Below are 24436 nucleotides of genomic sequence, written 5' to 3'. Positions count from 1 at the left end.
AGTTCCGACACCCCGCCCGCCCCCTTTGACCGACGGAGTGGCCCCTTGATCGCAGTGATGATCGCGCTGGCAATAGGCGCGCTCGTTTCTCCACCGATCATGAAATTGTGCGGAACCCGAGGGTTCTACGTCCTCGCACTGATGCCCGCAGCCGCCCTCGTCTGGGTGATCGCGAACTGGCCGGAAGCCCATGCGGAGCCTCGCACTGAAACCCTGACCTGGGTGCCCGCACTGCAGATGGACATCGACGTCCGCTTCGACACACTGTCGGCGATCCTCTCAGTGCTCATCCTCGGCATCGGCTCGCTCGTCCTGGTGTACTGCGCCAACTACTTCGACACCATGCGACGCCGCGTCGAGACGTTCGGCGGTGAGATCGTCGCATTCGCCGCCGCCATGTTCGGGCTCGTGGTCAGCGACAACACGCTGGTCCTGTACGTGTTCTGGGAAGCTACGACGGTCCTGTCGTTCATGCTCGTCGGCTTCAACATGGTCCGCGCGACGTCGCGTCGCGCGGCGACACAGGCACTCCTGGTGACGACGTTCGGCGGCCTGGCGATGCTCGTCGGCATCATCATGCTCGGTGAACGAACCGGCAGCTACCTGCTCTCCGACCTTCTCGCGAACCCGCCCGCAGGCGGAGTGTTCGTCGACGTCGCCGTCGTTTTGATCCTGATCGGCGCGATCTCGAAATCGGCGATCGTCCCGTTCCACTTCTGGCTCCCCGGCGCGATGGCCGCGCCCACGCCGGTCAGCGCGTACCTGCACGCCGCGGCGATGGTCAAAGCAGGCGTGTACCTCGTCGCTCGCCTGGCCCCAGCGTTCTCCGACCGGCTGAGCTGGCAGGTGCTGGTGATAGGCCTCGGCGCACTCACCATGCTGCTCGGCGGCTGGCGATCACTCCGTGAGCGCGACCTGAAACTGATCCTCGCGTTCGGCACTGTGTCCCAACTCGGCTTCATCATGGTCCTCGTCGGGATCGGCGACGCCGGCGTGGCCATGGCAGGCCTCTCGATGGTGATCGCGCACGCGCTGTTCAAAGCGTGCCTGTTCATGGTCGTCGGCATCATCGACCACTCCACCGGCACCCGCGACATCCGACTCCTCGCCCGCCTCGGTCACCGTCTCCCGGCGCTCGCCGCCATCGCGGCAGTCGCAGGCGCGAGCATGGCGGGACTTCCGTTCACGTTCGGCTTCGTCGGCAAGGAGACGGCGTTCGGCGCCATCTGGAACACCGGAGCCCTCGACACCTGGGCCGCCTACACGGTCGACATCACGCTGCTCGTCGGCTCGATCATCACCTTCGCGTACACGACGCGTTTCCTGTGGGGAGCGTTCGGCCGCAAGGTCCGCACGTTCCCGACCAGGCCGGTCGCCGCGCTTCATCCGCCGAATGCCGCGTTCCTCGCGCCGCCCGCGATCCTGGCCGCCGCCGGTGTCGCCGCAGCGTTCGCCGCAGGCCGGATCGGCGAACAGTTCGTTCCCTACGCCGAGACGCTGCCCGACTACGGTCACGAGCTCGAACACCTTGCGATGTGGCACGGGTTCGGACTGCCGATCGTCTTCTCGATCATCGTCGTGGTCTGCGGAACATCGCTGTTCCTGTTCTTGCGAAAGCGTCGCCGGAAGGTGTTCAAGAACCCGCCGCCGCTGAACGCCGACCGCGTGTACGACGCCACTCTGCGCGGTGCGGACACCCTGTCGCTCTTCGTGACGCGGTACACGCAGCGCGGTTCCCTCCCCCTGACCCAGGCCGTGATCCTGTCGACCGCGGTCCTGTTGCCCGTCATCGCTTTGGCCCTAGGCAATCGTGACGCGTTGCAGGTCCGCGGATTCGACAACGTCGAGCAGGCGGTGGTCGGCGTCCTGATGACGGCGGCCGCCATCTCCGTGACCGTCCTGCGCAACCGTCTCGCGGCGACCCTCGTGGTCGGTCTCACCGGCTACGGCTGCGGCGCGCTCTTCGCGATGTACGGTGCACCCGACCTCGCCCTCACCCAGTTCCTGGTGGAGAGCGTCACGCTTGTCGTGTTCGTGCTGGTGCTGCGCAAACTGCCCTCCGAACCGGCGTCCCGCCACACCACCGGATTCAAGCCCGGCCGCGCCCTGATCGGTCTCGCATTCGGGGCGATGCTGGTCATGATCGGTTTGTTCGCCGCAGCCGCACGCTCCACCGAACCCCTCCAGCTCCGCCTCGGCGATGCGGCCTACACATTCGGCAACGGTTCGAACACGGTGAACGTCCTGCTCGTCGACATCCGCGCGTGGGACACCCTCGGCGAAGTGTCCGTGCTGATCGTCGCCGCGACAGGCGTCGCGTCGATGGTGTTCCGGAGCCGCCGTTTCGGCGCCGTTCCCCGCGTCACCGACGCGGCCCGACTCCAGGCCGGTCTGAGCGACGACGACGTCGTCTCCGACCGCACCACCTGGCTCCGCGGCAGCGAGTTCCGCGATCCTCGCCACCGGACGATGGTCCTCGAAGCGACCACCCGCGTCGTGTTCCCGACACTGGTGATCCTGTCGATCTATCTGTTCTTCGCAGGTCACAACGCTCCCGGCGGCGGATTCGCGGGCGGACTCGTCATGGGCCTCGCGTTGGTCCTCCGTTACCTCGCGGGCGGACGTTACGAACTCGGCGAAGCACTGCCCGTCGAAGCGGGGACCATCCTCGGTGCAGGTCTGCTGGTCTCGGCGACGACCGCTGTCACCTCACTGTTCCTCGGGGCGCCCGCCTTGTCGTCGGCAGTGATCGATCTCGAACTGCCGGTGTTCGGGAGCGTCCACATCGTCACCGCACTGTTCTTCGACCTCGGCATCTACCTGATCGTCGTCGGACTGGTTCTCGACGTGCTCCGCAGCCTCGGCGCTCGCTTGGAGACACCCGAGGACGCCCCCGCCCCCGAGCCGTCGGAGGCAGTCAAGTGAGCGTGAACCTCGGACTCTTGGTCATCGCGGGCGTCCTCGCCGCGTGCGGCGTGTACCTGCTGATGGAACGCAGCCTGATCCGCATGCTGTTCGGTCTCATGCTGGTCGGCAACGGCATCAATCTGCTGATCGTGACCCTCTCCGGACCGCCCGGGAACCCGCCGATCCGCGGACGTTCGTCGGCCGGCCAGACCGCCGACGCCGATCCCCTGGCGCAGGGCATGGTGCTGACCGCCATCGTCATCACCATGGGTGTCGCCGCGTTCGTGCTGGCCCTGACGTACCGCCTGTTCGTCATCAACCGCCGCGGCCCCGAGACCGCAGCCCCCGACGTGGAACCGACGTCCACCGAGGGTGCGGTGACAGTCGACGACGATGTCCAGGACGACCCGGAAGACCTGAAGATCGCGACCAGCACGCTCCAGACATTCCCGGACCGCGACCGCTCCGACGACCCGCTCACGGGTGCGGACACCGTCGCGGGCGACTTCTTCGACGACCACGGCAATCCGCTGACCGCCGAGGAGTTCGAGAAAGTGCACCTCGGCGTCATCGAGACCGACCTCATGCCGGAGGACGCCGACCTCCTCGCACACCTCACCGAGGACGGCGACGACATGCCCGAGGATTCCGACGACGAGACCACCGGCGGAGGTGATCGATGATCCCGCAGGCCTCCTGGATCGGTGTGCTCATCGTCCTCCCGACCCTCGCCCCCATGCTCGGCGCAGCGCTGACCCTGCTGCGGGGCCGCAGTCCGAACTTCCAACGCCCGGTGACCGTCGGCGCCATCACGATCGCCCTCGTCGCGTCGGCGATGATGCTGTATCTGACAAGCGTGCACGGCACGTTCGCAGTCAACATCGGCGGTTGGGGTGGACGCGACGGCGGCGACTCACCGCTCGGCATCACTCTCGTCGTGGACCGGCTCGCCGCCCTGATGCTCGTCGTGTCGACGACAGTGCTCCTGTGCGTCGTCGTCTACGCGATCGGGCAGGGCATCCGGGACGGCACAACCGAGCAGCCGGTGTCGATCTTCCTGCCGACCTACCTGATCCTCACGGCCGGCGTCTGCAACGCGTTCCTCGCAGGCGACCTGTTCAACCTGTACGTCTCGTTCGAAGTACTCCTCGCGGCATCGTTTGTGCTCCTCACACTCGGTGCCAGCGCCGAACGCGTCCGCGCGGGAGCGTCGTACGTGATGGTGTCGATGGTGTCGTCGTTGATCTTCCTCGCGGGCATCGCCTTCGCTTACACGACCACCGGAACGCTGAATCTCGCCGAGATGGCGGTTCGGTTGGACGACGTGCCCGACGGCACCCGCAATGCGCTCTACGCGGTGTTGTTGGTGGCGTTCGGCATCAAGGCCGCCGTGTTCCCGCTGTCGACGTGGTTGCCCGACTCCTACCCGACGGCGCCGGCACCGGTCACAGCCGTGTTCGCGGGCCTGCTGACCAAGGTCGGCGTGTACGCGATAATCCGGGCGCACTCACTGCTGTTCCCCGGTGGAACTATGGACACCGTCCTGATGATCGCGGGCCTCCTGACGATGCTCGTCGGCATACTCGGTGCGATCGCCCAGGCGGACATCAAACGTCTCTTGTCGTTCACTCTGGTCAGCCACATCGGCTACATGATCTTCGGCATCGCTGTCGGGTCAGTGGAGTCGACGTCGGCCGCCATCTACTACGTCGCGCACCACATCCTCGTGCAGACGACCCTGTTCCTCGTCGTGGGACTGATCGAACGGCAGGCGGGCTCGTCGTCGCTGCGCCGTCTCGGCGGACTCATCGCCAGCCCGCTGCTCGCGGTGCTGTTCCTGATCCCCGCGCTCAACCTCGGCGGCATCCCACCGTTCTCCGGTTTCCTCGGCAAGGTGGCGCTGCTGGAGGCAGGCGCCGCGCAGGGTTCAGTCCTGTCGTGGGTCCTGATCGCCGGTTCGGTGATCACCAGCCTGCTGACCCTGTACGTGATGGCCCGCATCTGGACGAAGGGCTTCTGGCGAGCCCGCGCCGACGCCCCGGAGGGCGAGATGGCGGCGAGCACCCCGTCGGCACTCGTCGAAGAAGGCACCGACGTGCTGATCCACGATCGTGAGGACGTCGGCCGCATGCCGGTGACCATGGTCGTCCCGACCGCGGCGATGGTCGCGTGCGGCATCGCTTTGACTGTCTGGGCCGGGCCCATCTTCGAATTCACCGGCAGCGCCGCGCACGCCGTCCTCGACCGCGCCGACTACATCGGTGCCGTGCTGGGCGGATCGACGGGGGAGGGTGCGCCGTGAGCAACACACCGTTCCCGGACCGACCCCACGTGAAACCGCGCGGCAAGAAGGCGATCCCGTCGTTCTTCGGACGGCTCTGGCGTTCGGCGCTGCTGTGGTTCGCCTGGCCGATCGTCAAGCTGTACGTGTGGCTCTCCGCGCATCTGAAGTTCCCCGTGTGGGCTGGCGGCGACCTCCGCGAGTTCGCGATGCGGCTGTGGAGCCTGTTCTGGCTGGCGTTCGTGTGGGTTCTCCTCTGGGGCGACATCACCTGGGGCAACATCATCGTCGGATTGGTGTTCGGGTTGGTCGTGATGACGGTGCTCCCACTCCCCCGCGTCCCAGTGGAAGGTCGATTGCATCCGCTCGCGGCGATCCGCCTGCTGCTGTCGCTGATGGTGAACTTCGTGCAGTCGAGCGCCCAGGTCGCGTGGGCCGCCGTCAAACCCGGGCCGCCGCCGCTCGGCGCGGTGGTCCGCGTCCATGTCGCCATCAAGTCCGACCTGGTCCTGACGCTGGCCGTCAATTACATCAACCTCGTGCCTGGCACGATGGTCGTCGAGATCGATCACCTTCGACGCATGCTGTACGTCCACATCTTCGACGTGAGCAAGCAGAAGTACATCGACGCGTTCTTCAAGCAGACCGCGTACGTGGAACGCCAGTTCATCAAGGCGTTCGAGCGCGACTCGGAATGGCACCCCAGCCCGTTCCACGGCATCGACGACGACTACCACCACGTCCCGTTCAGCGACCGCCAACGCGTCGCCGAGGAAGCCGAACGCGACAGGCCGTCGCGCGGCATGCGGCGTCGACGGAAGGACGACAAGTGACATACGTCTGGGGAGTCGCCGCCACGATGCTGCTGATCTCCGTCGTCCTGACCACGTATCGGACCCTGCGCGGCCCGACGACCCTCGATCGCCTGGTGGGCGTCGACGCGATCGTCGCGATTCTGATCTCCGGACTCGCAGTCTGGGTCGCGGCCACCGGTGACACCACGATCGCAGCCGGCATCGTGGTACTCAGCCTGGTGAGCTTCATCGGCTCGATCGCGGTAGCCCGCTTCCGCAGAAGGGACGACGAATGATCCGCGACATCCTCTCCGCAGTGTTCATTCTGTTCGGCTCGCTCGTCGCGCTGACCGCGGCGATCGGCATCGCCCGGTTCCCCGACACACTGAGCCGCATGCACGCCGCGACCAAACCTCAGACGTTCGGCATGATCCTCGTGCTCATCGGCACGCTCATCCAGTTGCGCGGTCACCCGGACAGCGGAATGCTGATCCTGACCGGACTGTTCACCCTGCTCACGGCTCCGGTGATCGCTCAGCGCGTCGGGCGCCTCGTATACCGCGAACAGCGCATCGACGAGCAGCTCCTCGACGAGTCGCAGCTCCGCGGCACCAAATAGGCCTCCGCTGCTCCATGAACGACGAACCGAGCCTCCCTGCTCGCTCAAGGAGCAGGGAGAAGTGCGCTCACTCGAGGAGCAGGGAGCAGTGGAAGATCAGTCGAGTTCGGCGACGACGGACGAGACGACGTCGCGCAACGATCCGGTACGGGCGAACACCTCGTGCTGGCGGTTGTAGCTGACTCCGCGGGCCACGATGTCGGCGACGGACGCCAGTTCGGCTGAGCACCCCAGGGACGCGGCGACCGGCTCGAGTCGGACGAGCAACTCGGCGAGATCCTCGGTCACGAGCCGCTCCGCGCAGTCGGAGTCTTCGATGATGATTGCGTCGATGCCGTAGCGCGCCGCACGCCACTTGTTCTCCTGCACCAGCCACGGCGCCATCTGCGGAAGAGTCTCGCCTGCGGTGAGGCGGCGGTCGAGGTCGACGATCAAACAGTGGATCAGTGCGACCAGTCCCGCGAGTTCCTGCCGGTTCGACACGCCGTCGCACACGCGGACCTCGATGGTCCCCAGATGAGGGGACGGGCGGATGTCCCACCGGATCTCGTTCAGATGGTCGATGATCCCGGTGGTCATCTGATCTGCGGCGAACGCCTCGAACTCAGCCCACTTCTCGAACTGGAACGGCAGTCCCGCGGTCGGGAGCTGCTGGAACATCATCGCGCGGTTACTCGCGTATCCCGTCTCGTGACCACCCCACATCGGCGACGACGCGGAGAGCGCCAAGAGATGCGGGTAGTACTTGAGCAGGGACGACAGGATGGGCAGCACCTTGTCGCGATGGCTGATCCCAACGTGCACGTGGACGCCCCAGATCAACATCTGCCGACCCCACCACTGCGTGCGGGAGATCAGTTCGGCGTACCGCGGTCCCTCCGTGAGCTGCTGCGCGGACCATTCCGCGAACGGGTGGGTACCCGCACCGTACAGGTCGACGCCGATCTCGTCGGTGAGTCCACGGACCACGTCGAGCGTCGCGCCGAGATCGTCCATCGCCTCACCGGTGGTGTGGCAGATCCCGGTCACGAGCTCCACCGTGTTGCTGAGCAGTTCCTTGTGGATCTGTCCGGCCCGGTCGACGCCGCGTGCGGCGATCAACTCGAAGAGGTCGGGTGCGGCGTTCGTCAGATCGCGGGTGTCCCGATCGACGAGCGCGAGTTCCCATTCGACGCCGAGTGTCGGTTCTGGTGAACCGACGAACGGTATCTGTGTGATCGGGACCCCCACCGCCGCGACCTGCGATTCCTGCTAGGCGCGGCCTGCGATGACACCGCACGCTTCGCGCTGGGTGCCGTCAGAGTCGCCGACCTTGTGGACGACGATCGCCTTGCCGCGGATGTCGTTGACCTTGAACGCGTCGGTCGACTTGCTGAGGGTTCCGGTGCCGTTCTTCAGAACCGTGATCGAGCCGAGGTCGCCGCTCTCCGGCTTGCCGGTGTGGCCGCCCACCTGGAGGTGGTCGCCCGCCGACGCGAACTTCGTGGAGGCTTCGCACTTGCCGACCGAGTGGATGTGGACGCCGTGCTCGCCTGCTTCCAGACCAGACAGGCGGATCTCGAAGGTGACGGCGTCGTCTTCGGTGGTGAAGGTCGCCGAACCGACGTTGTTGCCCGCGATGTTGACGATGGTGACCGTGGCCGCGTCGCTGTTGGACCGCTGGACGCCCGCATTGACGTCGTCACCGGGCTGGACCTGGTCGCCGGTGATGACTGCCGGACGGGTGCCGGGGACGTCGGAGGGGTGCTCGTCCGGTGAGCAGCCCGCGAGGACGGCTCCTGCGGCACCGGCCGCAGCGACCACTGCCAGGACTCGGGTGGTCGAGATTCCGGTGAGGTTACGGGCGAACATGACGCTCCTTAGATCGCGTGATGGAGAGGGCTGAGGTCATTTGGACACGACCACGACGGCGAGTTCGCCGGGGCATTTGGTGAACGCTGCGGGACGCTCGGTGACGTCGGCGCCGCCCGGCACCGATTCGGCGACCTTCTTGGCCGCCGATTCCTTGCCTGCACCGTAGAAGATCGTGTTCTCACTGATGCTGGCGGTGGAGAGGTTCGCGGCCTCGCTGACCGTGAAGCCCGCTGCCTTCAGCGCATCCGACACCTCACCGGCGAGACCGGTCTGGGTGCCTGCGTTGAGGACGCACATCGTCCCGACGCCGGCGGCGTCCGTCACGGTGCTGGGCGCGGTGGATGTGGACGCCTTCTTCGGAGTCGAAGCCGAGGGCGTCTGGTCTGCAGACGCACTGGTTTGCGTGTCTGCGAGATCGGCTTTGCCGTCGTCGCCGCTCGTGGCCGCGCTGTGCCATCCGAGGCCGATGCAGACCACGGCGATCGCGAGCAAGAGCATGGCCCCCGCTCGGAGCGGAAGCCGGTTGGTTTCTCGGTCAGCTTTCATCACGGCAACTTTAGCTCACGACGTCGCGTAGTACGTCTAGGGCGTGTCTGGAGAATCCCGCGCGGTGGTCGGCGTGCGGTGCGACGAGGCCGTTCGACTCGCTGATCAGATGTCGAAGCCGAGACGACGGGCGGCACGCGCCTTCTGGCGCGACGCACGCAGTCGGCGCAAACGCTTGACGAGCATCGGATCGGCGGCGAGCGCTTCCGGCCGATCGACCAGGGCGTTCAGGATCTGGTAGTAGCGGGTGGCGGACAGGCTGAAGAGTTCCTTGACCGCCTCTTCCTTCGATCCCGCGTACTTCCACCACTGGCGTTCGAACGCGAGGATGTCGTGTTCGCGTCGAGTCAGCCCGTCGGCTCCGACCTCGTGCGGGTCAGCAGGCAGACTGTTCTGCGCAGCGACGGCCGAGTCGTCGTCCTTGGGGGTTCGCGCGGTTGCGCCGTCCATCTCGCTCCCTTACCGAATGCCGTCGAAAAGCATGTCGCCGAGTGTCCACTGCCGAAAGTGCTTCCGCTCGCGCAAAGTCCCCGCCCGCCCGAGCCACCAGGCTCGAGGAGGAATCACACGCGTGTGGTTTCGCCGATGAGTCTAACCACTGACAACGCGTCACCTCACGACGACACGCACCGGCGACGACGACCGGTTACGCCGGTAAAGTGTTCAGCCATGGCAATTCTTCCGATCTGCATCGTCGGCGAACCGGTTCTGCACGCGCCGACGACTCCCGTCGAGCTCGACGACAAGGGCGTCCCGTCAGCGGAGATCATCACCCTGCTCGACGACATGTACGAGACCATGGACGCGGCGAACGGTGTCGGCCTCGCCGCCAATCAGGTGGGCCGTGACCTGCGCATGTTCGTCTACGACTGCCCCGACGGCGGCGTGCGACGCCGCGGCGAGGTGATCAACCCGGTGCTCGAGACGTCGGAGATCCCGGAGACGATGCCCGATCCCGACGACAACGACGAGGGCTGCCTGTCGGTTCCGGGCGAAGGGTTCCCGACCGGTCGCGCCGACTGGGCGAAGGTCGTGGGCACCGACCGCGCCGGTGAGCGTGTCGAGATCGAGGGCAACGGCTTCTTCGCACGCATGCTGCAGCACGAAACCGGCCACCTCGACGGCTACCTGTACGTCGATGTGCTCGTCGGACGCAACGCGCGCGCCGCGAAGAAGGCGATCAAGCGCAACGGCTGGGGTGTGCCCGGGCTCACGTGGACCCCGGGCGAGGTCCGCGATCCGTTCGGCCACGACGACTGAGTCGTGAGCACTCCCGATCCGGTGGTCGGCGACCGTGTTGTCGTGCGCTACCGGCTCGCGCGCGACGCGCCCGCCGATTGGCGGAACGCTCCGAATCCGGCTCTGCCACACAGTCCGACATTGTCGGACGTGACCGGTGTGCTCGTCGCCACCGACGCCGACCGTTTTGTCGTCCGCCGCGACGACGTGGAGCACACGATCCCGCGCACGGCGATCACCGCGGTGCGCACCCTGTCGCGCAGGGTGGTCCGGAACTCGGAGATTCGCGACGTCGAGCGTGCGTTGTGCACTGCGGCGGGAGGCGACCACGCCGAGATCGACGGGTGGTTGCTGCACGCAGGTGGAGTCGGACTCCGCGGCGACCTGGCCGTTCCGGTCGGCTTCACCGCGTCGTCGGCCGCGCTGCCGGACATCCGGTCCTGGTACGCCGACCGCGACCTGCATCCTCGCGCCCTTCTGCCTGATCGACTGGTGCGAACCGGATCGATCCCCGTACTCGACGCCGGACTCGACGTCGAAGTGCTCGTCACCGATGTGACGCCGACGGTCGACGCCGTCGAGTTCTCCCCCGGCCGATGGGCGACGACCCTCACCACCGACGATCGGACTGCACGAGACGCTGCTCGACGCGCTGGGCTGGCGCTCCACCACACAGGACGCATCCACGCTCTGTGATCGGCCTGCCGGACCGACTGGGTTGGTGCCGCCCGATGCGGCCGGAGCCGGGCGAGCCGCTACCGTGGACGGTGATGTCCTCCCCCGCAGACGCCCCCGAACACTCACGTCGCCGCATGGCCGCGTCCGCCCTCGGCGTGCTGGTCCTCCTCGCCGTCGTAGCGCTGACCTGGTGGATCGACGGCCGGAGCTCTACCGACGAGGCGACTCCCGCATCGTCGTCCATGAGCATCGTCGACGGAAGTAAGACCAGTCCGGCCGACCGCTCGCGTACTGAGAAGCCGGGACCGTCGGACACCCCCGCACGCGTGCAGCAGACCCTGCAGTACGTCGATGCAGGCGACTGGCCCGCAGCGGCGAATGCTCCCGGCACGCACGGCGGCGACGTGTTCCGCAACAACGAGCGACGCCTGCCGTCGAAGACGTTGAAGGGCAAGCGGATCACCTATCGCGAGTGGGATGTGAATCCGAAGCAGCGTGGCCGTGGCCGCGACGCCGAACGCATCGTGACCGGCAGCGACGGCTCGGCGTATTACACGCTCGATCACTACGAGACGTTCACCAAGATCCGAGGCCCGTCCACATGAGCATCGACGAGTTCGTCCGCACCGGCGTCGTAGGCCTCGCGACAACTGTGCCGTCGCTCTACGGCACCGGCGTGATCGCTCGACGAGTGAACGCCACCGAGATGACCACTGTCGACGAGGTGCTCGATGCCTTCGCGCTGGCCTGGGACTTCCCGGATCACTTCGGTTTCAACCGAGACGCCCTCGATGACTGCATGCGCGATCTCCCGACCGATCTGCGTACCGCCGAAGGCACTGTCTCCACCGGTTACCTGACCGTTGTCGGCGACGCGGACCGCCTGCTGGGCGCCCAGACCGACTCCCTCGATTGGTTCGCCGAATCGGTCGAGTTCTGGCACGACCATCATCGTGCCCACGGACGGTCGTTCGCGATCCTGCTCGTCTCCGACGATCCCGGCACCGTCCGCGACAGGTGGTCCGGGACAGGGGTTTCCGTCGCGACCGTCACTGGGAGAGACTGAACGGCATGCGCCTGGCCACTTGGAATGTGAACTCGATCCGCGCCCGGTCGGAGGACGTCGTCGCGTGGATGACCAGGCACGCCGTGGACGTGCTCGCCATCCAGGAGACGAAGTGCTCCGATGACCAGTTCCCGGTGATGAGTTTCATCGCCCACGGCTACGACGTGGCGTTCCACGGCACCGGTGGATACAACGGCGTCGCCATCGCATCCCGCGTCGGTCTGCAGGATGTACATCTCGGATTCGACGGTCAGCCAGAGTACGACGGCGTCCGCGAGGCCCGCGCGATGTCGGCGATGTGCGGCGGTGTCCGCGTGTGGAGCCTGTACGTCCCCAATGGACGGGCGCCGGGCGACCCCCATCTCGCATACAAGCTCGAATGGCTCGACACTCTCGCAGGAGTGATGCAGCTGGAACTGACTCACGACCCGGCCGCGCAGATCGCGCTCGCAGGCGACTGGAACGTGGCGCCGACGGACGATGACGTCTGGGACGTCGACTACTTCGCCGAACGCACGCACACGTCGGACGCCGAGCGTGCCGCCTTCCGCGCGTTCGTCGACGCCGGATACGCGGACAGCGCGGCGCCGTTCACGCCGGGCCCGGACACGTACACCTTCTGGGACTACACCGCGGGAAGGCACCAGAAGAACGAGGGCATGCGCATCGACTTCGCCCTGTGCTCTCCGGCGTTGAACGATCGTGTGCACGACGCGTTCATCGACACTGCCGCCCGCGCCGCCAAGGGTGCGAGCGACCACGCACCCCTCGTCCTCGACCTCTCCTGACTGCCCCATTGAGCGGGCCCGCTCCCATTAACTCCTTGAGCAGCTCACTCCCCACTGCCCCTTCCCCCTGTCGCTTGAGCAGCTCACTCCCCACTGCTCCTTGAGCAGCTCACTCCCCACTGCTCCTTGAGCGAGCGGAGCGAGTCGAAAGGTGTTGACCTGCAGACCTTTCGACTCGCAAGCTCGCTCAAGGAGCAGTCGGGAGCGAAGCTCGCTCAAGGAGCAGTAGGAGCGAAGCCCGCTCAACGAGTCAGGAGGAGCGAGACTCGCTCAGGGAGCAGTACTCACGGAATCTTCGCGGAGCAGTGGGAGCGCTCAGGCGAACGGCTTCCCGACGCGCCAGTAGGCACGCGACTTCACGCCGCCGCGCCCGAGCTTGAAGTCCGAGCGGAACGCCGCGGTGACAGCGCGGGTGCTCGCGGCGTCGAGGGCCACCCAGGCGTGCGCGCCTGATGCGTCGAACGCCGCGGCCTTGACCGCCTCAACGAGCCCAAGGCCGTCACGCTCGCGGCGGATCCAGTGGACGGTGTCCTGCGGACGGATGCGCAGCGGAAGGTCACGGTCGTCGTCGTGGGCGTGCTCGAACCAGATCGTCGCGGCCACATCGGTCCCGGTACCGGTGAATGCGTCGAGCAATGAGTTGATGGCGGCGAGCGACGCGGTGTCGCCGGCGATCAGCCATCGTGTGGGCGCAGGGTCGGGCATGTCGAACTTGCTGCCCATCACGGAGACGGACAGTCGGTCGCCGACCTTCGCCTTCTGCGCCCACCGAGCGGCCGGGCCGTCGTGCAGAGTGAACTCGAGATGGAAGGTGTCCGTTTCCGGGTCCGGGTCGACGAGAGTGTATCCGCGCTGATGGAGGGCGTCGTCGGACGGAAACCATCCGCGCACCCACATGGTCGGATGCACGGGGATCGCGGCGAGCAGACCCCCGCCTGCGAATCCGAGCCTCACATAATGCTCGGTGACCTGCTCAACGCCGGTCACCGTCAAAACGAAGTCGTCCGCGCGGAATGCCTTCATGATCGCACCCTGCCAACCGCGCGACGGCTGCTTCTTCTCACTCATACCGGCCAACCTCTCGTAGATGAGGTGAGCCTAACCGACTCCTCAGACGGGAGCGAGGGCGACTACGCCGGGATGCTCATCGACGTACCGCTTGGTGAACGTGCACAACGGCCGCACGCGCAGACCCTGGTCACGCATGTACTCCATGGCGTTGCCGGTGAGACGGGTGGCCAGGCCATGTCCGGAGTACTCGTCGTACAGAACGGTGTGCAGGATGGTGACCGTCTGCTCCGTGGTGTCGATGCGATAGCCGAGGACGCCGACCAGATCGCCCGCCACCCAGAGCTCGAACCGCTCACGGTCGGGGTTGTGGACGACTTCCGAAATCTGCTGGAGCAACGACCGCGCCGAACGATGCGGCGGGTGATGGCGATGGTTCCCGAGACGGTTCCTCAGATGCATGACACCTCCTGTGATGGCAGTCACAACCTTACGGTCGCGTAACCATGTGTCGCAAGTCACATCAGTCACATCTGCATCACGTTTCAGCGTCGGCCCGGGCCCTACCCGCCGCCGAACGCCATGACGTACGCTGACCATCGTGCCCCTCATCGCTCCGGCGAACGACGGCGAGCACACACAATTACACACGCGGGGGCTCTCACGATCCGAGGGCTGAGATGGCGACTGGCGGTCGTCGACCGCTCGAACCTGTCCGGGTAATGCCGGCGTAGGGAGGAGAAGTCATGGGCACACCTGTGTCTGCAGACAGCGTCACCACAGGCCCGATCCAGGGCAGCACCAAGGAGTACCTGCACGTCGACGAACTGCGCGTTCCGCAGCGACGTGTCCACCTGACGAACGGCGAGCACCTCGACCTGTACGACACCTCGGGTCCGTACACCGATTCGAGCGCCGTGATCGACGTCGAATCCGGTCTCGAGAAGACCCGCGACACCTGGTCCAGGCCGACGCCCGTCGACGGCGTCGCAACGCAGCTCGCATGGGCTCGGGCGGGAGTGATCACCCCGGAGATGCGCTACATCGCCGCCCGTGAGGGAGTCGACGTCGAACTGGTGCGCAGCGAGGTCGCGATCGGCCGGGCCGTGATCCCGGCGAACCACAAGCATCCCGAATGCGAACCGATGATCATCGGCAAGGCCTTCGCGGTGAAGGTCAACGCCAACATCGGCAACTCAGCGGTCACGTCGTCGATCGCGGAGGAAGTCGAGAAGATGGTGTGGGCCACCCGGTGGGGCGCAGACACCATCATGGACCTCTCGACGGGCAAGGACATCCACGTGACCCGCGAGTGGATCATGCGGAACTCCCCCGTCCCCGTCGGCACCGTGCCGATCTACCAGGCCCTGGAGAAGGTCAACGGCGATCCAACCAAGCTCACCTGGGAGATCTACCGCGACACCGTCATCGAGCAGGCCGAGCAGGGCGTCGACTACATGACCGTGCACGCGGGTGTCCTCCTGCGCTACGTGCCGCTGACCGCGAAGCGGGTCACGGGCATCGTCTCGCGTGGCGGGTCGATTATGGCGGCGTGGTGCCTGGCGCACCACACCGAGTCGTTCCTGTACACCCACTTCGACGAGCTGTGCGAGATCCTCGCGCGCTACGACATCACGTTCTCGCTGGGCGACGGTCTGCGCCCCGGCTCGATCGCAGACGCCAACGATGAGGCGCAGTTCGCCGAGCTGCGCACGCTCGGCGAGCTGACGAAGATCGCCAAGAGTCACGGTGTCCAGGTGATGATCGAGGGCCCCGGCCACGTCCCGATGCACAAGATCGCCGAGAACGTCCGCCTGGAGGAGGAGTGGTGTGAGGAGGCACCATTCTACACGCTCGGACCGCTCGCCACCGACATTGCTCCCGCATACGACCACATCACGTCGGCGATCGGCGCGGCGATGATCGCGCAGGCCGGCACCGCGATGCTCTGCTACGTCACGCCGAAGGAGCACCTCGGGCTGCCGAACAGGGACGACGTGAAGGTCGGCGTCATCACGTACAAGATCGCCGCCCACGCCGCCGATCTGGCGAAGGCGCATCCCAGGGCGCAGGAACGGGACGACGCCCTCTCGAAGGCGCGTTTCGAGTTCCGCTGGACCGATCAGTTCAACCTCGCGCTCGATCCCGACACGGCTCGCGAGTACCACGACGAGACGATGCCCGCCGAGCCGGCGAAGACCGCGCATTTCTGCTCGATGTGCGGACCGAAGTTCTGCTCGATGCGGATCTCGGCCGACGTCCGCACGTACGCCGAGGAGAACAACCTCGTCACCGCGGACGACATCGATCGGAAGATCGCTCAGGAGATGGCCGCGAAGTCGGAGGAGTTCGCGGTCGCCGGCAATCAGGTGTACCTGCCGCTGACCGAGGTCTCCAATGAGGGGGTTGCAAAGGAAGAGGTCGCCGCACCGTGACTGATCTGCTGCCCACCGCTGCCCCCGGCGTCACGCCGACGCGCGTCATGACGATCGCCGGGTCCGACTCCGGCGGAGGAGCCGGAATCCAGGCCGACCTCCGGACGTTTGCGCTCCTCGGGCTCCACGGCTGTGTCGCCGTGACCGCGGTGACCGTCCAGAACAGTCTCGGGGTCAGCGGTGTGCAGACGATCGACCCCGAGGTGGTGGCCGCCCAGATCCGGACGGTCACGTCCGACATCGGGGTGAGTGCCGTGAAGACGGGGATGCTGGCGACGGCCGAGATCATCTCGGCGATCGCCGACGCGTGCACCGAGGTCGGCATCGGCGGCGGAGGGGTGCCGCTGGTGGTCGACCCGGTGTGCGCGTCGATGCACGGCGACCCTCTGCTCGCGACAGATGCCCTCGACACGTTGGTCGGCCGCATGTTCCCGCTGGCCGACATCGTCACACCGAATCTCGACGAGGTCCGGCTCATCACCGGCATCGACGTCGTCGACGCCGACTCACAGCGAGCGGCCGCACGAGCCCTCCGTGATCGGGGCGCACGATGGGCGCTCGTCAAGGGCGGTCACCTCCGCGGCAGCGACCGCAGTCCCGACCTGTTGGTCGACGGCGCCGACTACATCGAGATCGACGGACCACGCATCGACACACCACATGATCACGGAGCCGGCGACACCCTCGCCGCCGCGATCTGCAGCGCGCTGGCCCACGGATACTCGATGCCAGACGCCGTCGTCTTCGCCAAACGTTGGGTGACGCGCGGTCTGGAGTCCGCGTACCCGCTCGGCGCAGGCCACGGCCCTGTCAATCCCCTCTGGCGCGTCCGCTGATCGTGCGCCCCACTGCTCCTTGAGACGCGACTCAACCGCTCCTTGAGCACGCAACTCAACCGCTCCTTGAGTGACGGTCGACCACTGCTCCTTGAGCGAGCGGAGCGAGTCGAAAGGCACCGACCTGCAGACCTTTCGACTCGCAAGCTCGCTCAAGGAGCAGTGAGGGCTCGCCATCGCTCAAGGAGCAGAGAGGGCTCGGCATCGCTCAAGGAGCAGAGAAAGCTCGTTGCTGCTCAAGAAGCAGGAAAGCTCGTCGCCGCTCGAAGCGAACGACGGTCAGCGGTTCTGCTGGCGGCGGATCTCGTTCTTGGCGAGGGAGTTCTTGTGGACCTCGTCCGGGCCGTCGGCGAAGCGGAGGGTGCGGATCGCCGCGTACGACTCCGCGAGCGGGAAGTCCTGCGACAGACCGCCTGCGCCGTGCGTCTGGATCGCCTTGTCGAGGATCCACTGGACGGTGCGCGGAGTGGCGATCTTGATCGCCTGGATCTCGGTGTGCGCGCCCTTGTTGCCGACGGTGTCCATCAGCCACGCGGTCTTGAGGACCAACAACCGCAACTGCTCGACGCGGACTCGCGACTCAGCGATCCAGTCGCGGATCACGCCCTGCTCGGCGAGCGGACGACCGAACGCGACACGGTTCGACGCGCGGTCGCACATCAGCTCGATGGCACGCTCGGCGAGGCCGATCGCACGCATGCAGTGATGGATGCGCCCGGGTCCGAGACGGGCCTGCGCGATCGCGAATCCCGCGCCTTCGGAGGCGATGATGTTCTCCACCGGGACACGGACGTCGGTGAACCGCAGTTCGGCGTGGCCGCCGTGGCTGTGATCGTCGTAGCCGAACACCTCCATCGGACGGACCACTTCAAGTCCGGGGGTGTCCCGCGGAACGAGGACCTGGGACTGCTGCGCGTGGCGCGGGGCGTCGGGATCGGTCTTGCCCATCACCACGAAGATCTTGGCGTTGGGGTTCATCGCGCCGGTGATCCACCACTTGCGGCCGTTGATGACGTACTCATTGCCGTCGCGCACGATCGACAACCCGATGTTGGTGGCGTCCGAGCTCGCGACATCGGGTTCGGTCATGGCGAACGCCGACCGGATCTGACCGTCGAGCAGCGGCTCCAGCCACTGGGCCTTCTGAGCGTCGGTGCCGAACTCGTTCAGCACCTCCATGTTGCCGGTGTCCGGTGCCGAGCAGTTGAACACTGCCGGCGCCAGATGCCCGCTGCGCCCGGTGATCTCGGCGATCGGTGCGTATTGCAGATTCGTCAGGCCCGCGCCGCCCTCTCCGGGCAGGAAGAAGTTCCAGTACCCGCGGCTGCGGGCCTCGGCGCGCAGTTCCTGCAGGATCGGCATGGAGTCCCACGCCCACCGGTCGTCACCCGCGGCGACCAGCTGATTGTGGAACACCTTCTCCGCCGGGTACACGTGCGATTCCATGAACGCTGTGACGCCCTCGACGAGTTCGGCGGTCTTCGCGTCGAATCCGAAATCCATCTCAGTTCTCCTTCAATGCGGCCAGCCCGGCGTCGAGCAGCGGGAACACACCCGCACCGACGTCGGCGAAGCCTTCGCCGACTGTCTGCCCTTGGCCGAACCGGTAATAGATGCCCTCGACGATGCCGGCGAGCTTGAAGCATGCGAGGGCGAGGTAGAAGCCGAAATCTCCGAGATCACGGTGGCTCGCCGCTGCGTACCGGGCGATCACCTCGTCTTCCGTGAGATATCCGGGAGCTTGGTTGACGTCGCTGACCGCACCCTCGGTGATGGCGGCGAAACGTCCGTAGACCAGCATCAATGCGAGGTCGGTCAGGGAGTCGCCGATCGTCGCGAGTTCCCAGTCGATGACGGCGGCCGGCCGGTCGTCGGGGTCGACGAGCACGTTGTCGAGTCGGTAGTCGCCGTGCACGATCCCGGGTGCGCCGTCCGCCGGGACACGCTCGACCAACTGCGCGTAAAGCGCCTCCATCGTCGGCAGGTCGCGAGTGTGCGCCGCGGCGAACTGCTTGCGCCACCGCTCCACCTGGCGACCGAGGAAGCCTTCCGGACGTCCCGCGTCGGCGAGTCCGACCTCGGCAGGGTCGACGTGATGGAGGTCGACGAGCGTGTCGACGAGTCGCTCGGAGATCGCCTTCGTACGGGCCTCGCCCAGTGCTCGCAGCTCGTGTTGCGAGCGATAGGGGACGCCGTTCACGTCGGACATCACGTAGAACGGCGCGCCGAGCACGTCGACGTCATCGCAGAACGCGTGCATGTGCGGGACCGGCACCGACGTCGGCGCGAGGGCCGACATCATCCGATGCTCGCGACCCATGTCGTGGGCGGTCGCCAGCAGCCTTCCGACCGGCGGTCGACGCAGAATCCACGTCGACTCACCGTCCGAGATGCGATACGTGAGGTTCGACTTGCCGCCCGCTATGAGCGTGGCCGACAGGTCGCTCCCCGCACCGTCGACGTGCGACGGCAGCCAGGCGCCGAGGACCTTCAGATCCAGGCCCGGAGTGTCGACGTCCCCCGACATCAGAACACCAGGACCGAGACGGTCTCGGCGACGCAGACGGGCTTGTCGCCGCCCTCGCGCTCGACGGTCACGCGCGCGACCACTTGGTGGCCCGCGGGAGTCTCGGTGACCGAGGCGATCTCGACGCCTGCGCGCAGCCGGGACCCGACGGGGACGTGGGACGGGAAGCGAACCTTGTTGCTGCCGTAGTTGACGCCCATCTTGGTGCCCTCGACCTTGTACACCTGCCAGGAGAGCATCGGGATCAGGGACAGGGTGAGGAACCCGTGCGCGATGGTCGTGCCGAAGGGACCCTCGGCTGCCTTCTCTGGATCGACGTGGATCCACTGGTGATCACCGGTGGCCTCTGCGAACATGTCGATGCGCGCCTGATCCACCTCGACCCAGTCGGAGTACCCCAGGTGCGATCCGACCGCCGCGACGAGTTCGTCCTTGCCGTTGAGAATCTTCATGGTCTTCTCCGCTCCTCCCTGGACCCGCTCAGTCCTTCGGGCCGCCGGCGACGTACAAGACCTGGCCGGAGACGAAGCCTGCGCCTTCGCTGGCGTAGAAGCTGACGGCGTGGGCGATGTCGGCGGGCTCACCGACACGCTGGACGGGGATCTCGCGAGCGGCGGCGGTCTTGAAGTCGTCGAATGTGACGCCCATGCGCTCGGCGGTGGCGGCGGTCATCTCGGTGGCGATGAATCCGGGGGCGATCGCATTGGCGGTGACACCGAAGCGGCCGAGTTCGAGAGCGAGGGTCTTGGTGAAGCCCTGCATGCCGGCCTTGGCCGCCGAGTAGTTGGCCTGGCCGCGGTTGCCCAGCGCCGACGTCGACGACAGGTTGACGATGCGGCCCCACTTCTCCTTGGTCTGGTAGGTCTGCACCTCGCGGGCCATGAGGAACGCGCCGCGGAGATGCACGGCCATGACCGAGTCCCAGTCGGAGAGGGTCATCTTGAAGATGAGGTTGTCGCGGATGATTCCGGCGTTGTTGACGAGGATCGTCGGTGCGCCGAGTTCCGCGGCGACACGCTCGACGGCCGCCTTGACGGCGCCTTCGTCCGAGACGTCCGCACCGACGGCGAGCGCACGTCCACCGGCGGCGGTGATGCCGTCGACGACGCTCTGGCAGGCGGCCTCGTCGAGATCGAGGACGGCGACGGCGTGGCCGTCAGACGACAGGCGGCGAGCCACTTCGGCCCCGATTCCGCGGGCTGCTCCGGTGACGATCGCTACGCGCTGGGTGGTCATGAGTTCTCCTGTCAAGAGTGGGTCCGCTGCCATGGTCGCCTCAGGTGTGGGCGCGTCGCAGGCGTTTCGCCGCAGACGCACCGCCTGTTCACCGTCAACTCGCTAAGCAAGCGCTTAGTTACGGTGATGCCCACTATGCCGCACGCTGTGATGCCCGTCAACCACTTCCGTGATGATGGCCTCCGTCACGACTCCGCCGACGAGAAAGCCCCGCTCAGACGATGTTCGTCTGAGCGGGGCTTCTGCTGATCCGAGATGTCGGGTCAGGACATGATGCGCTGGCGGTACTCGACCGGGCCGACGCCGTGCCGCGCCTTGAAGCGGTTTCGGAACGTCGCAACCGACCGGAAACCGGAGGCGGCGGAGATGTTGCCGATCGGCAGCCACGGATTCGCGATGAGCATCTCGCGTGCGGTCTCGATACGCGAGTCCGCGATACGAGTCGCCAGCGAGTTCTCAGTGTTCTCGAACAGGCGGTACAGCTGCCGGCGTGACAGGTGCAGCTCAGCGGCGATCGAGTCCGGCGTGAAGTCGGGATCACGGTGACGCCGGGCGATCAGGTCGAGTGCGGCCTGATGGTTGAACAGCGAGTCATCCTGCAGGACGTAGCGATCGTCCGACGCGAGCTCGGCGAGCGCCGCGGTCACGAGGTCGATCGCGGCGAGCTCGGTGTCTCCAGCAGGCGCAGGGAAGTCGGAGGCCGCGGTGTCGGCGGCGAAGCGGCGGACGAAGCCCGCGGCGGCGCGCGACAGCGGGGTCCGACTGTTGATCGGACGACGCGGCTGCTCCGCCACGAAGCGGTGCTTGCCGAGCAGCGAGAGGGGAATCACCAGGACCGACGGGTCGGAGACGGCCGCCGTCGTCAGCTGGAACTGGGTGGAGGTCGAGACGAACAGCAGGTCGCCCGCACCGTACGCATGCTCCTGGCCCGCCTGACGGACGACCGACTTTCCGCGCATCGACGTGACCGTCACCAGCAGCAGCTCCGAGGGGTTGACCTTGATGCTCTCGGCCGTGCGTTCCATCCGGACTGCCGAGTGGAGAGCACAGAACGTGCCCATCATCGACAGCTCTCGCGAGTAGCGAACGGCGCGGAACTGCTCGGGGTCGTGGGAGGTGACCTCGATGTCGGCGTTCCATTCCGCCACACCGGCGCTTCCGATGAAACGGTCCGGCCGGGACATGCGCTGGCGCTCGATGCCGAGTCGCGCTTCCCATGCGGCCACAGTGCGCGGAGTGAGCTGGGTGCCCAGCGTCATCGCGTCGTGATTTCGTGCGTGGGGGCGCGCCGTGGCCTGGGCGGGACGCGTCATATTCATGGTTGTCATAGAGATGACCTCAAAAAATCGGGGTTTCAAGGTCGGCTTGGGAGGGAGCCGAGGCGGTTGCCGTGATGAACGTTACTTCCACGAGCAAGCTTTCACCAGACTTTCCAGAAGAAATTTGATCGATCGATCTATTGCGGTTCGCGGTACTGTGTACGAACGCCCGATTCCGGCCCAGGCTGGACAGTCCCGTTCGAGGAGCATCCGTTGACCCAGCCTCCTATCCCGCCGTCGTCCGACGACCCGGCGGCAGGCGACCCGAACAGCACGCTTCCTCCGTACCAGAACGCTGACCACCAGCATTCGCCCGTCGAATCGAACGAGTACGCCCAGACGCCCTACGGCCCGGTCCCGACCGACCTCTACGGCAGTCCCACCGCGGCGGCGGCCGCGGCAGACAAGGACGCGGTCAACACCGTCGTACGTCGCTGGCAGATCATCACCGCCGTCGCCTGCGCGGCGGCGGCCATCGTGATCCTCGGGTTCTTCATCGTCGGCCAGAAGAGCGGCAGCCCCGCGCCCACCCGCACCGTGACCAGCGTCGCCACCACCACCGAGACCGAGACCGCCTCGGGCACCGCGAAGACTCGCGTCTCAACTCAGACCGCCACCGAGACCGCCGAGCGCACGCAGACCGAAACGGAAACCGTGACCCGTACCCGGACCGCTACCGTGACCGATACCGTCACCGACGATCCGCCGCCGCCGGTGACCGTGACGTGCCGGACCAACGCCGCGGGCACAGAGGAATGCAGCTGAGCAGAGGGACGCGGCAACGCTGCACTCCTCGACATAGATCGACACTTCGTCGACAAACGCGGCCTTCCTGAAGTCCGCGTTTGTCAGTAAAGGTCGCGACGGCACTCCGCACAGCACCCTCCCTTCGGGAGACGCCCAAAGACGCCATGACCAGAGGGAACTGGGCGATTCACGCTGAACCGGCCACCTCCCGTCGTCCCAAGCATCTTTTCGCCAGACCCACCCACAACGACACCGCACAACCTCCCCGCGGCCCTCAACGACAAACGCGGCCTTCAGGAAGGCCGCGTTTGTCGATGAAGCGTCGGTTTACGTCGACGAAAGCCGCGTTCGTCGAGGAACGCCGCGAAAGCCGAGTCAGGCGAGCTTGCGGAGCTCCGGGACGACGTCTTCGGTGAATGCTTCGAGGAAGCGACGTTGGTCGGCTCCGGGGTTGTGGAAGACGAGGTGGTTCAGGCCCGCGTCGATGTACTGCTTGATCTGTGCGACGGCGTCTTGCGGGTCGGAGGCGATGATCCAGCGCTTGGCGACCTGCTCGATCGGCAGTTCGTCGGCGAGGCGTTCCATCTCCACCGAGCTGGTCACCGAGTGCTTCTGCTCCGGTGTCAACGACAGCGGCGCCCAGAAGCGGGTCTGCTCCAGCGCGCGGGCCGGGTCGCGGTCGTAGGAGATCTTGATCTCGATCATCTTGTCGATGGTGTCGACGTCGCGTTCTGCCTTCGCCGCGCCTTCCTTGACCGCCGGGATCAGCTTCTCCGTGTAGAGATCCATGCCCTTGCCGGAGGTGCAGATGAATCCGTCACCTGCACGGCCGGCATAGCGGGCGACGACGGGACCCCCGGCGGCGATGTAGACGGGCACCGGCTTCTCCGGGATGTCGTACATGTAGGCGCCCTTGGTGGAGTAGTAGTCGCCCTCGAAGTCGACCTGATCGCCGGTCCAGAGCTCACGCATGAGGCGGACCGATTCGCGCAGGCGGGCGAAGCGTTCCTTGAACTCGGGCCATTCACCTTGGAAACCGGTGGCGTACTCGTTCAAGGCCTCGCCGGTGCCGACGCCGAGCATCACGCGATCCGGGTACAGGCAGGCCATGGTCGCGAACGCCTGCGCGACGACGGCCGGGTTGTAGCGGAACGTCGGCGTCATCACCGAGGTGCCCATCTGGATGCGCTCGGTGCGCTCACCGACAGCGGTCATCCAGGCGATCGAGAACGGTGCGTGGCCGCCGTTGTGACGCCACGGCTGGAAGTGGTCGCTGACCGTCACCGAGTCGAGGCCGAACTCCTCGGCTGCGACACCGAGTTCCACGAGATCGCGGGGACCGAACTGTTCTGCTGAGGCCTTGAGGCCGAGCTTGAGCGAAGCCATGCTTCTCCTTCGAGAGGGAGGACGAGGACGTGTACGCGCGCGGGCCGCCCACCATCGTTCCGTGTGGGCCGTCACACTCGAATCCACCATACGACGACCGCGGATTCGTCCTGCACTGCGGAGCGGCCCTTGGTGGGGCAAAATGACTGCGACGCGGTACTCGTGAGCGT

26 protein-coding genes and 1 riboswitch are annotated in these 24436 nt (G+C 66.4%); of the genes, 14 read left to right on the top strand and 12 right to left on the bottom strand.

What is annotated here, in order from left to right:
- Positions 1 to 45: 45 nt before the first annotated feature.
- The 6 genes from WFK36_RS19950 to mnhG are packed head-to-tail and all read left to right on the top strand — an operon-like array spanning position 46 to position 6601.
- Positions 46 to 2925 carry a Na+/H+ antiporter subunit A gene (locus WFK36_RS19950; protein ID WP_336793753.1) on the top strand — a complete coding sequence of 960 codons (2880 nt, stop codon included), beginning with the start codon at positions 46 to 48 and terminating at the stop codon, positions 2923 to 2925.
- Entirely contained in the window at positions 2922 to 3590 is a 669-nt protein-coding gene (locus WFK36_RS19945) for a Na(+)/H(+) antiporter subunit C (protein WP_008379610.1), read from the top strand. Before WFK36_RS19950 ends, WFK36_RS19945 begins: the two co-directional genes overlap by 4 nt.
- Positions 3587 to 5209 carry a Na+/H+ antiporter subunit D gene (locus WFK36_RS19940; RefSeq protein ID WP_336793751.1) on the top strand — a complete coding sequence of 541 codons (1623 nt, stop codon included), beginning with the start codon at positions 3587 to 3589 and terminating at the stop codon, positions 5207 to 5209. Before WFK36_RS19945 ends, WFK36_RS19940 begins: the two co-directional genes overlap by 4 nt.
- Positions 5206 to 6021 (top strand): Na+/H+ antiporter subunit E, encoded by an 816-nt coding sequence (locus tag WFK36_RS19935; RefSeq protein WP_336793749.1) that lies wholly within the window; start codon positions 5206 to 5208, stop codon positions 6019 to 6021. The genes WFK36_RS19940 and WFK36_RS19935 overlap by 4 nt, the downstream gene beginning before the upstream one ends.
- A complete protein-coding gene (locus tag WFK36_RS19930) occupies positions 6018 to 6278 on the top strand; it encodes a monovalent cation/H+ antiporter complex subunit F (RefSeq protein WP_008379615.1) in 261 nt (86 codons plus the stop codon). Before WFK36_RS19935 ends, WFK36_RS19930 begins: the two co-directional genes overlap by 4 nt.
- Complete coding sequence (gene mnhG / locus WFK36_RS19925; protein WP_008379617.1) at positions 6275 to 6601, top strand: monovalent cation/H(+) antiporter subunit G; 327 nt, start codon at positions 6275 to 6277, stop codon at positions 6599 to 6601. Before WFK36_RS19930 ends, mnhG begins: the two co-directional genes overlap by 4 nt.
- A gap of 96 nt (positions 6602 to 6697) precedes the next feature.
- On the opposite strand, the gene WFK36_RS19920 is transcribed toward mnhG, so the two are convergent.
- The 4 genes from WFK36_RS19920 to WFK36_RS19905 all read right to left on the bottom strand — a co-directional run bounded on the left by WFK36_RS19920 (position 6698) and on the right by WFK36_RS19905 (position 9451).
- Complete coding sequence (locus WFK36_RS19920; protein WP_336793746.1) at positions 6698 to 7831, bottom strand: glutamate--cysteine ligase; 1134 nt, start codon at positions 7829 to 7831, stop codon at positions 6698 to 6700.
- Positions 7832 to 7852: 21 nt separating this feature from the next.
- Positions 7853 to 8452, bottom strand: a complete 600-nt coding sequence (locus WFK36_RS19915; RefSeq protein ID WP_336793744.1) for a superoxide dismutase family protein — start codon at positions 8450 to 8452, stop codon at positions 7853 to 7855.
- Positions 8453 to 8488: 36 nt separating this feature from the next.
- Positions 8489 to 9001: a LytR C-terminal domain-containing protein gene (locus WFK36_RS19910; protein WP_336793742.1), complete on the bottom strand. Its 513-nt coding sequence runs from the start codon at positions 8999 to 9001 to the stop codon at positions 8489 to 8491.
- 105 nt (positions 9002 to 9106) lie between these two features.
- Positions 9107 to 9451, bottom strand: a complete 345-nt coding sequence (locus WFK36_RS19905) for a DUF3263 domain-containing protein (RefSeq protein WP_008382266.1) — start codon at positions 9449 to 9451, stop codon at positions 9107 to 9109.
- A 219-nt stretch (positions 9452 to 9670) separates the two neighbouring features.
- Between WFK36_RS19905 and WFK36_RS19900 the strand changes: the two genes are divergently transcribed.
- The 5 genes from WFK36_RS19900 (at position 9671) to WFK36_RS19880 (ending at position 12772) form a co-directional block, all read left to right on the top strand.
- Positions 9671 to 10261, top strand: a complete 591-nt coding sequence (locus WFK36_RS19900) for a peptide deformylase (RefSeq protein WP_008382265.1) — start codon at positions 9671 to 9673, stop codon at positions 10259 to 10261.
- 3 nt (positions 10262 to 10264) lie between these two features.
- Complete coding sequence (locus tag WFK36_RS19895) at positions 10265 to 10936, top strand: GNAT family N-acetyltransferase, cg3035/Rv0428c family (protein ID WP_336793741.1); 672 nt, start codon at positions 10265 to 10267, stop codon at positions 10934 to 10936.
- Between the two features lie 74 nt (positions 10937 to 11010).
- On the top strand, positions 11011 to 11523 hold the full coding sequence (locus WFK36_RS19890) for a guanyl-specific ribonuclease (RefSeq protein WP_336793739.1): 513 nt from the start codon (positions 11011 to 11013) through the stop codon (positions 11521 to 11523).
- Positions 11520 to 11984, top strand: a complete 465-nt coding sequence (locus tag WFK36_RS19885) for a barstar family protein (protein ID WP_336793737.1) — start codon at positions 11520 to 11522, stop codon at positions 11982 to 11984. The genes WFK36_RS19890 and WFK36_RS19885 overlap by 4 nt, the downstream gene beginning before the upstream one ends.
- A gap of 5 nt (positions 11985 to 11989) precedes the next feature.
- A complete protein-coding gene (locus WFK36_RS19880; protein WP_008382261.1) occupies positions 11990 to 12772 on the top strand; it encodes an exodeoxyribonuclease III in 783 nt (260 codons plus the stop codon).
- Positions 12773 to 13087: 315 nt separating this feature from the next.
- Here WFK36_RS19880 and WFK36_RS19875 read toward each other — a convergent pair whose 3' ends face one another.
- Together WFK36_RS19875 and WFK36_RS19870 are read right to left on the bottom strand one after the other, a co-directional pair.
- Positions 13088 to 13840, bottom strand: a complete 753-nt coding sequence (locus WFK36_RS19875; protein ID WP_336793736.1) for a siderophore-interacting protein — start codon at positions 13838 to 13840, stop codon at positions 13088 to 13090.
- 42 nt (positions 13841 to 13882) lie between these two features.
- Complete coding sequence (locus tag WFK36_RS19870) at positions 13883 to 14242, bottom strand: GNAT family N-acetyltransferase (protein WP_008382316.1); 360 nt, start codon at positions 14240 to 14242, stop codon at positions 13883 to 13885.
- A gap of 179 nt (positions 14243 to 14421) precedes the next feature.
- Positions 14422 to 14533: riboswitch (TPP riboswitch) on the top strand.
- On the opposite strand from WFK36_RS19870, the gene thiC reads away from it, so the two are divergent.
- Both thiC and thiD read left to right on the top strand, forming a co-directional pair.
- Complete coding sequence (gene thiC / locus WFK36_RS19865) at positions 14527 to 16215, top strand: phosphomethylpyrimidine synthase ThiC (protein ID WP_336793734.1); 1689 nt, start codon at positions 14527 to 14529, stop codon at positions 16213 to 16215. (Overlaps the previous riboswitch by 7 nt.)
- Positions 16216 to 16262: 47 nt before the next feature.
- Positions 16263 to 17051 (top strand): bifunctional hydroxymethylpyrimidine kinase/phosphomethylpyrimidine kinase, encoded by a 789-nt coding sequence (gene thiD, locus WFK36_RS19860; protein WP_336793796.1) that lies wholly within the window; start codon positions 16263 to 16265, stop codon positions 17049 to 17051.
- Between the two features lie 279 nt (positions 17052 to 17330).
- Here thiD and WFK36_RS19855 read toward each other — a convergent pair whose 3' ends face one another.
- The 5 genes from WFK36_RS19855 to WFK36_RS19835 all read right to left on the bottom strand — a co-directional run bounded on the left by WFK36_RS19855 (position 17331) and on the right by WFK36_RS19835 (position 22142).
- Positions 17331 to 18554: an acyl-CoA dehydrogenase family protein gene (locus WFK36_RS19855; protein ID WP_336793733.1), complete on the bottom strand. Its 1224-nt coding sequence runs from the start codon at positions 18552 to 18554 to the stop codon at positions 17331 to 17333.
- Between the two features lies 1 nt (position 18555).
- Positions 18556 to 19578, bottom strand: coding sequence for a phosphotransferase family protein (locus tag WFK36_RS19850; protein WP_336793732.1), 1023 nt, complete (start codon positions 19576 to 19578; stop codon positions 18556 to 18558).
- Entirely contained in the window at positions 19578 to 20030 is a 453-nt protein-coding gene (locus tag WFK36_RS19845) for a MaoC family dehydratase (RefSeq protein ID WP_336793730.1), read from the bottom strand. The genes WFK36_RS19850 and WFK36_RS19845 overlap by 1 nt, the downstream gene beginning before the upstream one ends.
- A 28-nt stretch (positions 20031 to 20058) precedes the next feature.
- Positions 20059 to 20814, bottom strand: coding sequence for an SDR family oxidoreductase (locus tag WFK36_RS19840; RefSeq protein ID WP_336793729.1), 756 nt, complete (start codon positions 20812 to 20814; stop codon positions 20059 to 20061).
- Positions 20815 to 21077: 263 nt separating this feature from the next.
- The gene (locus WFK36_RS19835; protein WP_336793727.1) at positions 21078 to 22142 is read right to left on the bottom strand and encodes a helix-turn-helix domain-containing protein; all 1065 of its coding nucleotides are present in this window, start codon (positions 22140 to 22142) and stop codon (positions 21078 to 21080) included.
- Positions 22143 to 22346: 204 nt separating this feature from the next.
- Here WFK36_RS19835 and WFK36_RS19830 point away from each other — a divergent pair, with 204 nt between their 5' ends.
- Complete coding sequence (locus tag WFK36_RS19830) at positions 22347 to 22898, top strand: hypothetical protein (protein WP_336793726.1); 552 nt, start codon at positions 22347 to 22349, stop codon at positions 22896 to 22898.
- 357 nt (positions 22899 to 23255) lie between these two features.
- Here WFK36_RS19830 and fgd read toward each other — a convergent pair whose 3' ends face one another.
- Positions 23256 to 24266, bottom strand: coding sequence for a glucose-6-phosphate dehydrogenase (coenzyme-F420) (gene fgd, locus WFK36_RS19825; RefSeq protein ID WP_008381830.1), 1011 nt, complete (start codon positions 24264 to 24266; stop codon positions 23256 to 23258).
- Between the last annotated feature and the right edge of the window lie 170 nt (positions 24267 to 24436).

The organism is Gordonia malaquae (assembly GCF_037148075.1).
GTDB classification, from domain to species: domain Bacteria; phylum Actinomycetota; class Actinomycetes; order Mycobacteriales; family Mycobacteriaceae; genus Gordonia; species Gordonia malaquae.
The sequence above is the reverse complement of the archived record's forward strand: the minus strand, read 5'-3'. Positions and strand labels throughout refer to the sequence as shown.

Coding starts and splice junctions, on each gene's coding strand:
- WFK36_RS19885 (WP_336793737.1), top strand. CDS start 11,520: ATGAGCATCGACGAGTTCGTCCGCACCGGCGTCGTAGGCCTCGCGACA.
- WFK36_RS19845 (WP_336793730.1), bottom strand. CDS start 20,030: ATGAAGATTCTCAACGGCAAGGACGAACTCGTCGCGGCGGTCGGATCG.
- WFK36_RS19900 (WP_008382265.1), top strand. CDS start 9,671: ATGGCAATTCTTCCGATCTGCATCGTCGGCGAACCGGTTCTGCACGCG.
- WFK36_RS19850 (WP_336793732.1), bottom strand. CDS start 19,578: ATGTCGGGGGACGTCGACACTCCGGGCCTGGATCTGAAGGTCCTCGGC.
- WFK36_RS19875 (WP_336793736.1), bottom strand. CDS start 13,840: ATGAGTGAGAAGAAGCAGCCGTCGCGCGGTTGGCAGGGTGCGATCATG.
- mnhG (WP_008379617.1), top strand. CDS start 6,275: ATGATCCGCGACATCCTCTCCGCAGTGTTCATTCTGTTCGGCTCGCTC.
- WFK36_RS19940 (WP_336793751.1), top strand. CDS start 3,587: ATGATCCCGCAGGCCTCCTGGATCGGTGTGCTCATCGTCCTCCCGACC.
- WFK36_RS19915 (WP_336793744.1), bottom strand. CDS start 8,452: ATGTTCGCCCGTAACCTCACCGGAATCTCGACCACCCGAGTCCTGGCA.
- WFK36_RS19855 (WP_336793733.1), bottom strand. CDS start 18,554: ATGGATTTCGGATTCGACGCGAAGACCGCCGAACTCGTCGAGGGCGTC.
- thiD (WP_336793796.1), top strand. CDS start 16,263: ATGACGATCGCCGGGTCCGACTCCGGCGGAGGAGCCGGAATCCAGGCC.
- WFK36_RS19840 (WP_336793729.1), bottom strand. CDS start 20,814: ATGACCACCCAGCGCGTAGCGATCGTCACCGGAGCAGCCCGCGGAATC.
- WFK36_RS19880 (WP_008382261.1), top strand. CDS start 11,990: ATGCGCCTGGCCACTTGGAATGTGAACTCGATCCGCGCCCGGTCGGAG.
- WFK36_RS19835 (WP_336793727.1), bottom strand. CDS start 22,142: ATGACAACCATGAATATGACGCGTCCCGCCCAGGCCACGGCGCGCCCC.
- WFK36_RS19890 (WP_336793739.1), top strand. CDS start 11,011: ATGTCCTCCCCCGCAGACGCCCCCGAACACTCACGTCGCCGCATGGCC.
- fgd (WP_008381830.1), bottom strand. CDS start 24,266: ATGGCTTCGCTCAAGCTCGGCCTCAAGGCCTCAGCAGAACAGTTCGGT.
- WFK36_RS19910 (WP_336793742.1), bottom strand. CDS start 9,001: ATGAAAGCTGACCGAGAAACCAACCGGCTTCCGCTCCGAGCGGGGGCC.
- thiC (WP_336793734.1), top strand. CDS start 14,527: ATGGGCACACCTGTGTCTGCAGACAGCGTCACCACAGGCCCGATCCAG.
- WFK36_RS19905 (WP_008382266.1), bottom strand. CDS start 9,451: ATGGACGGCGCAACCGCGCGAACCCCCAAGGACGACGACTCGGCCGTC.
- WFK36_RS19870 (WP_008382316.1), bottom strand. CDS start 14,242: ATGCATCTGAGGAACCGTCTCGGGAACCATCGCCATCACCCGCCGCAT.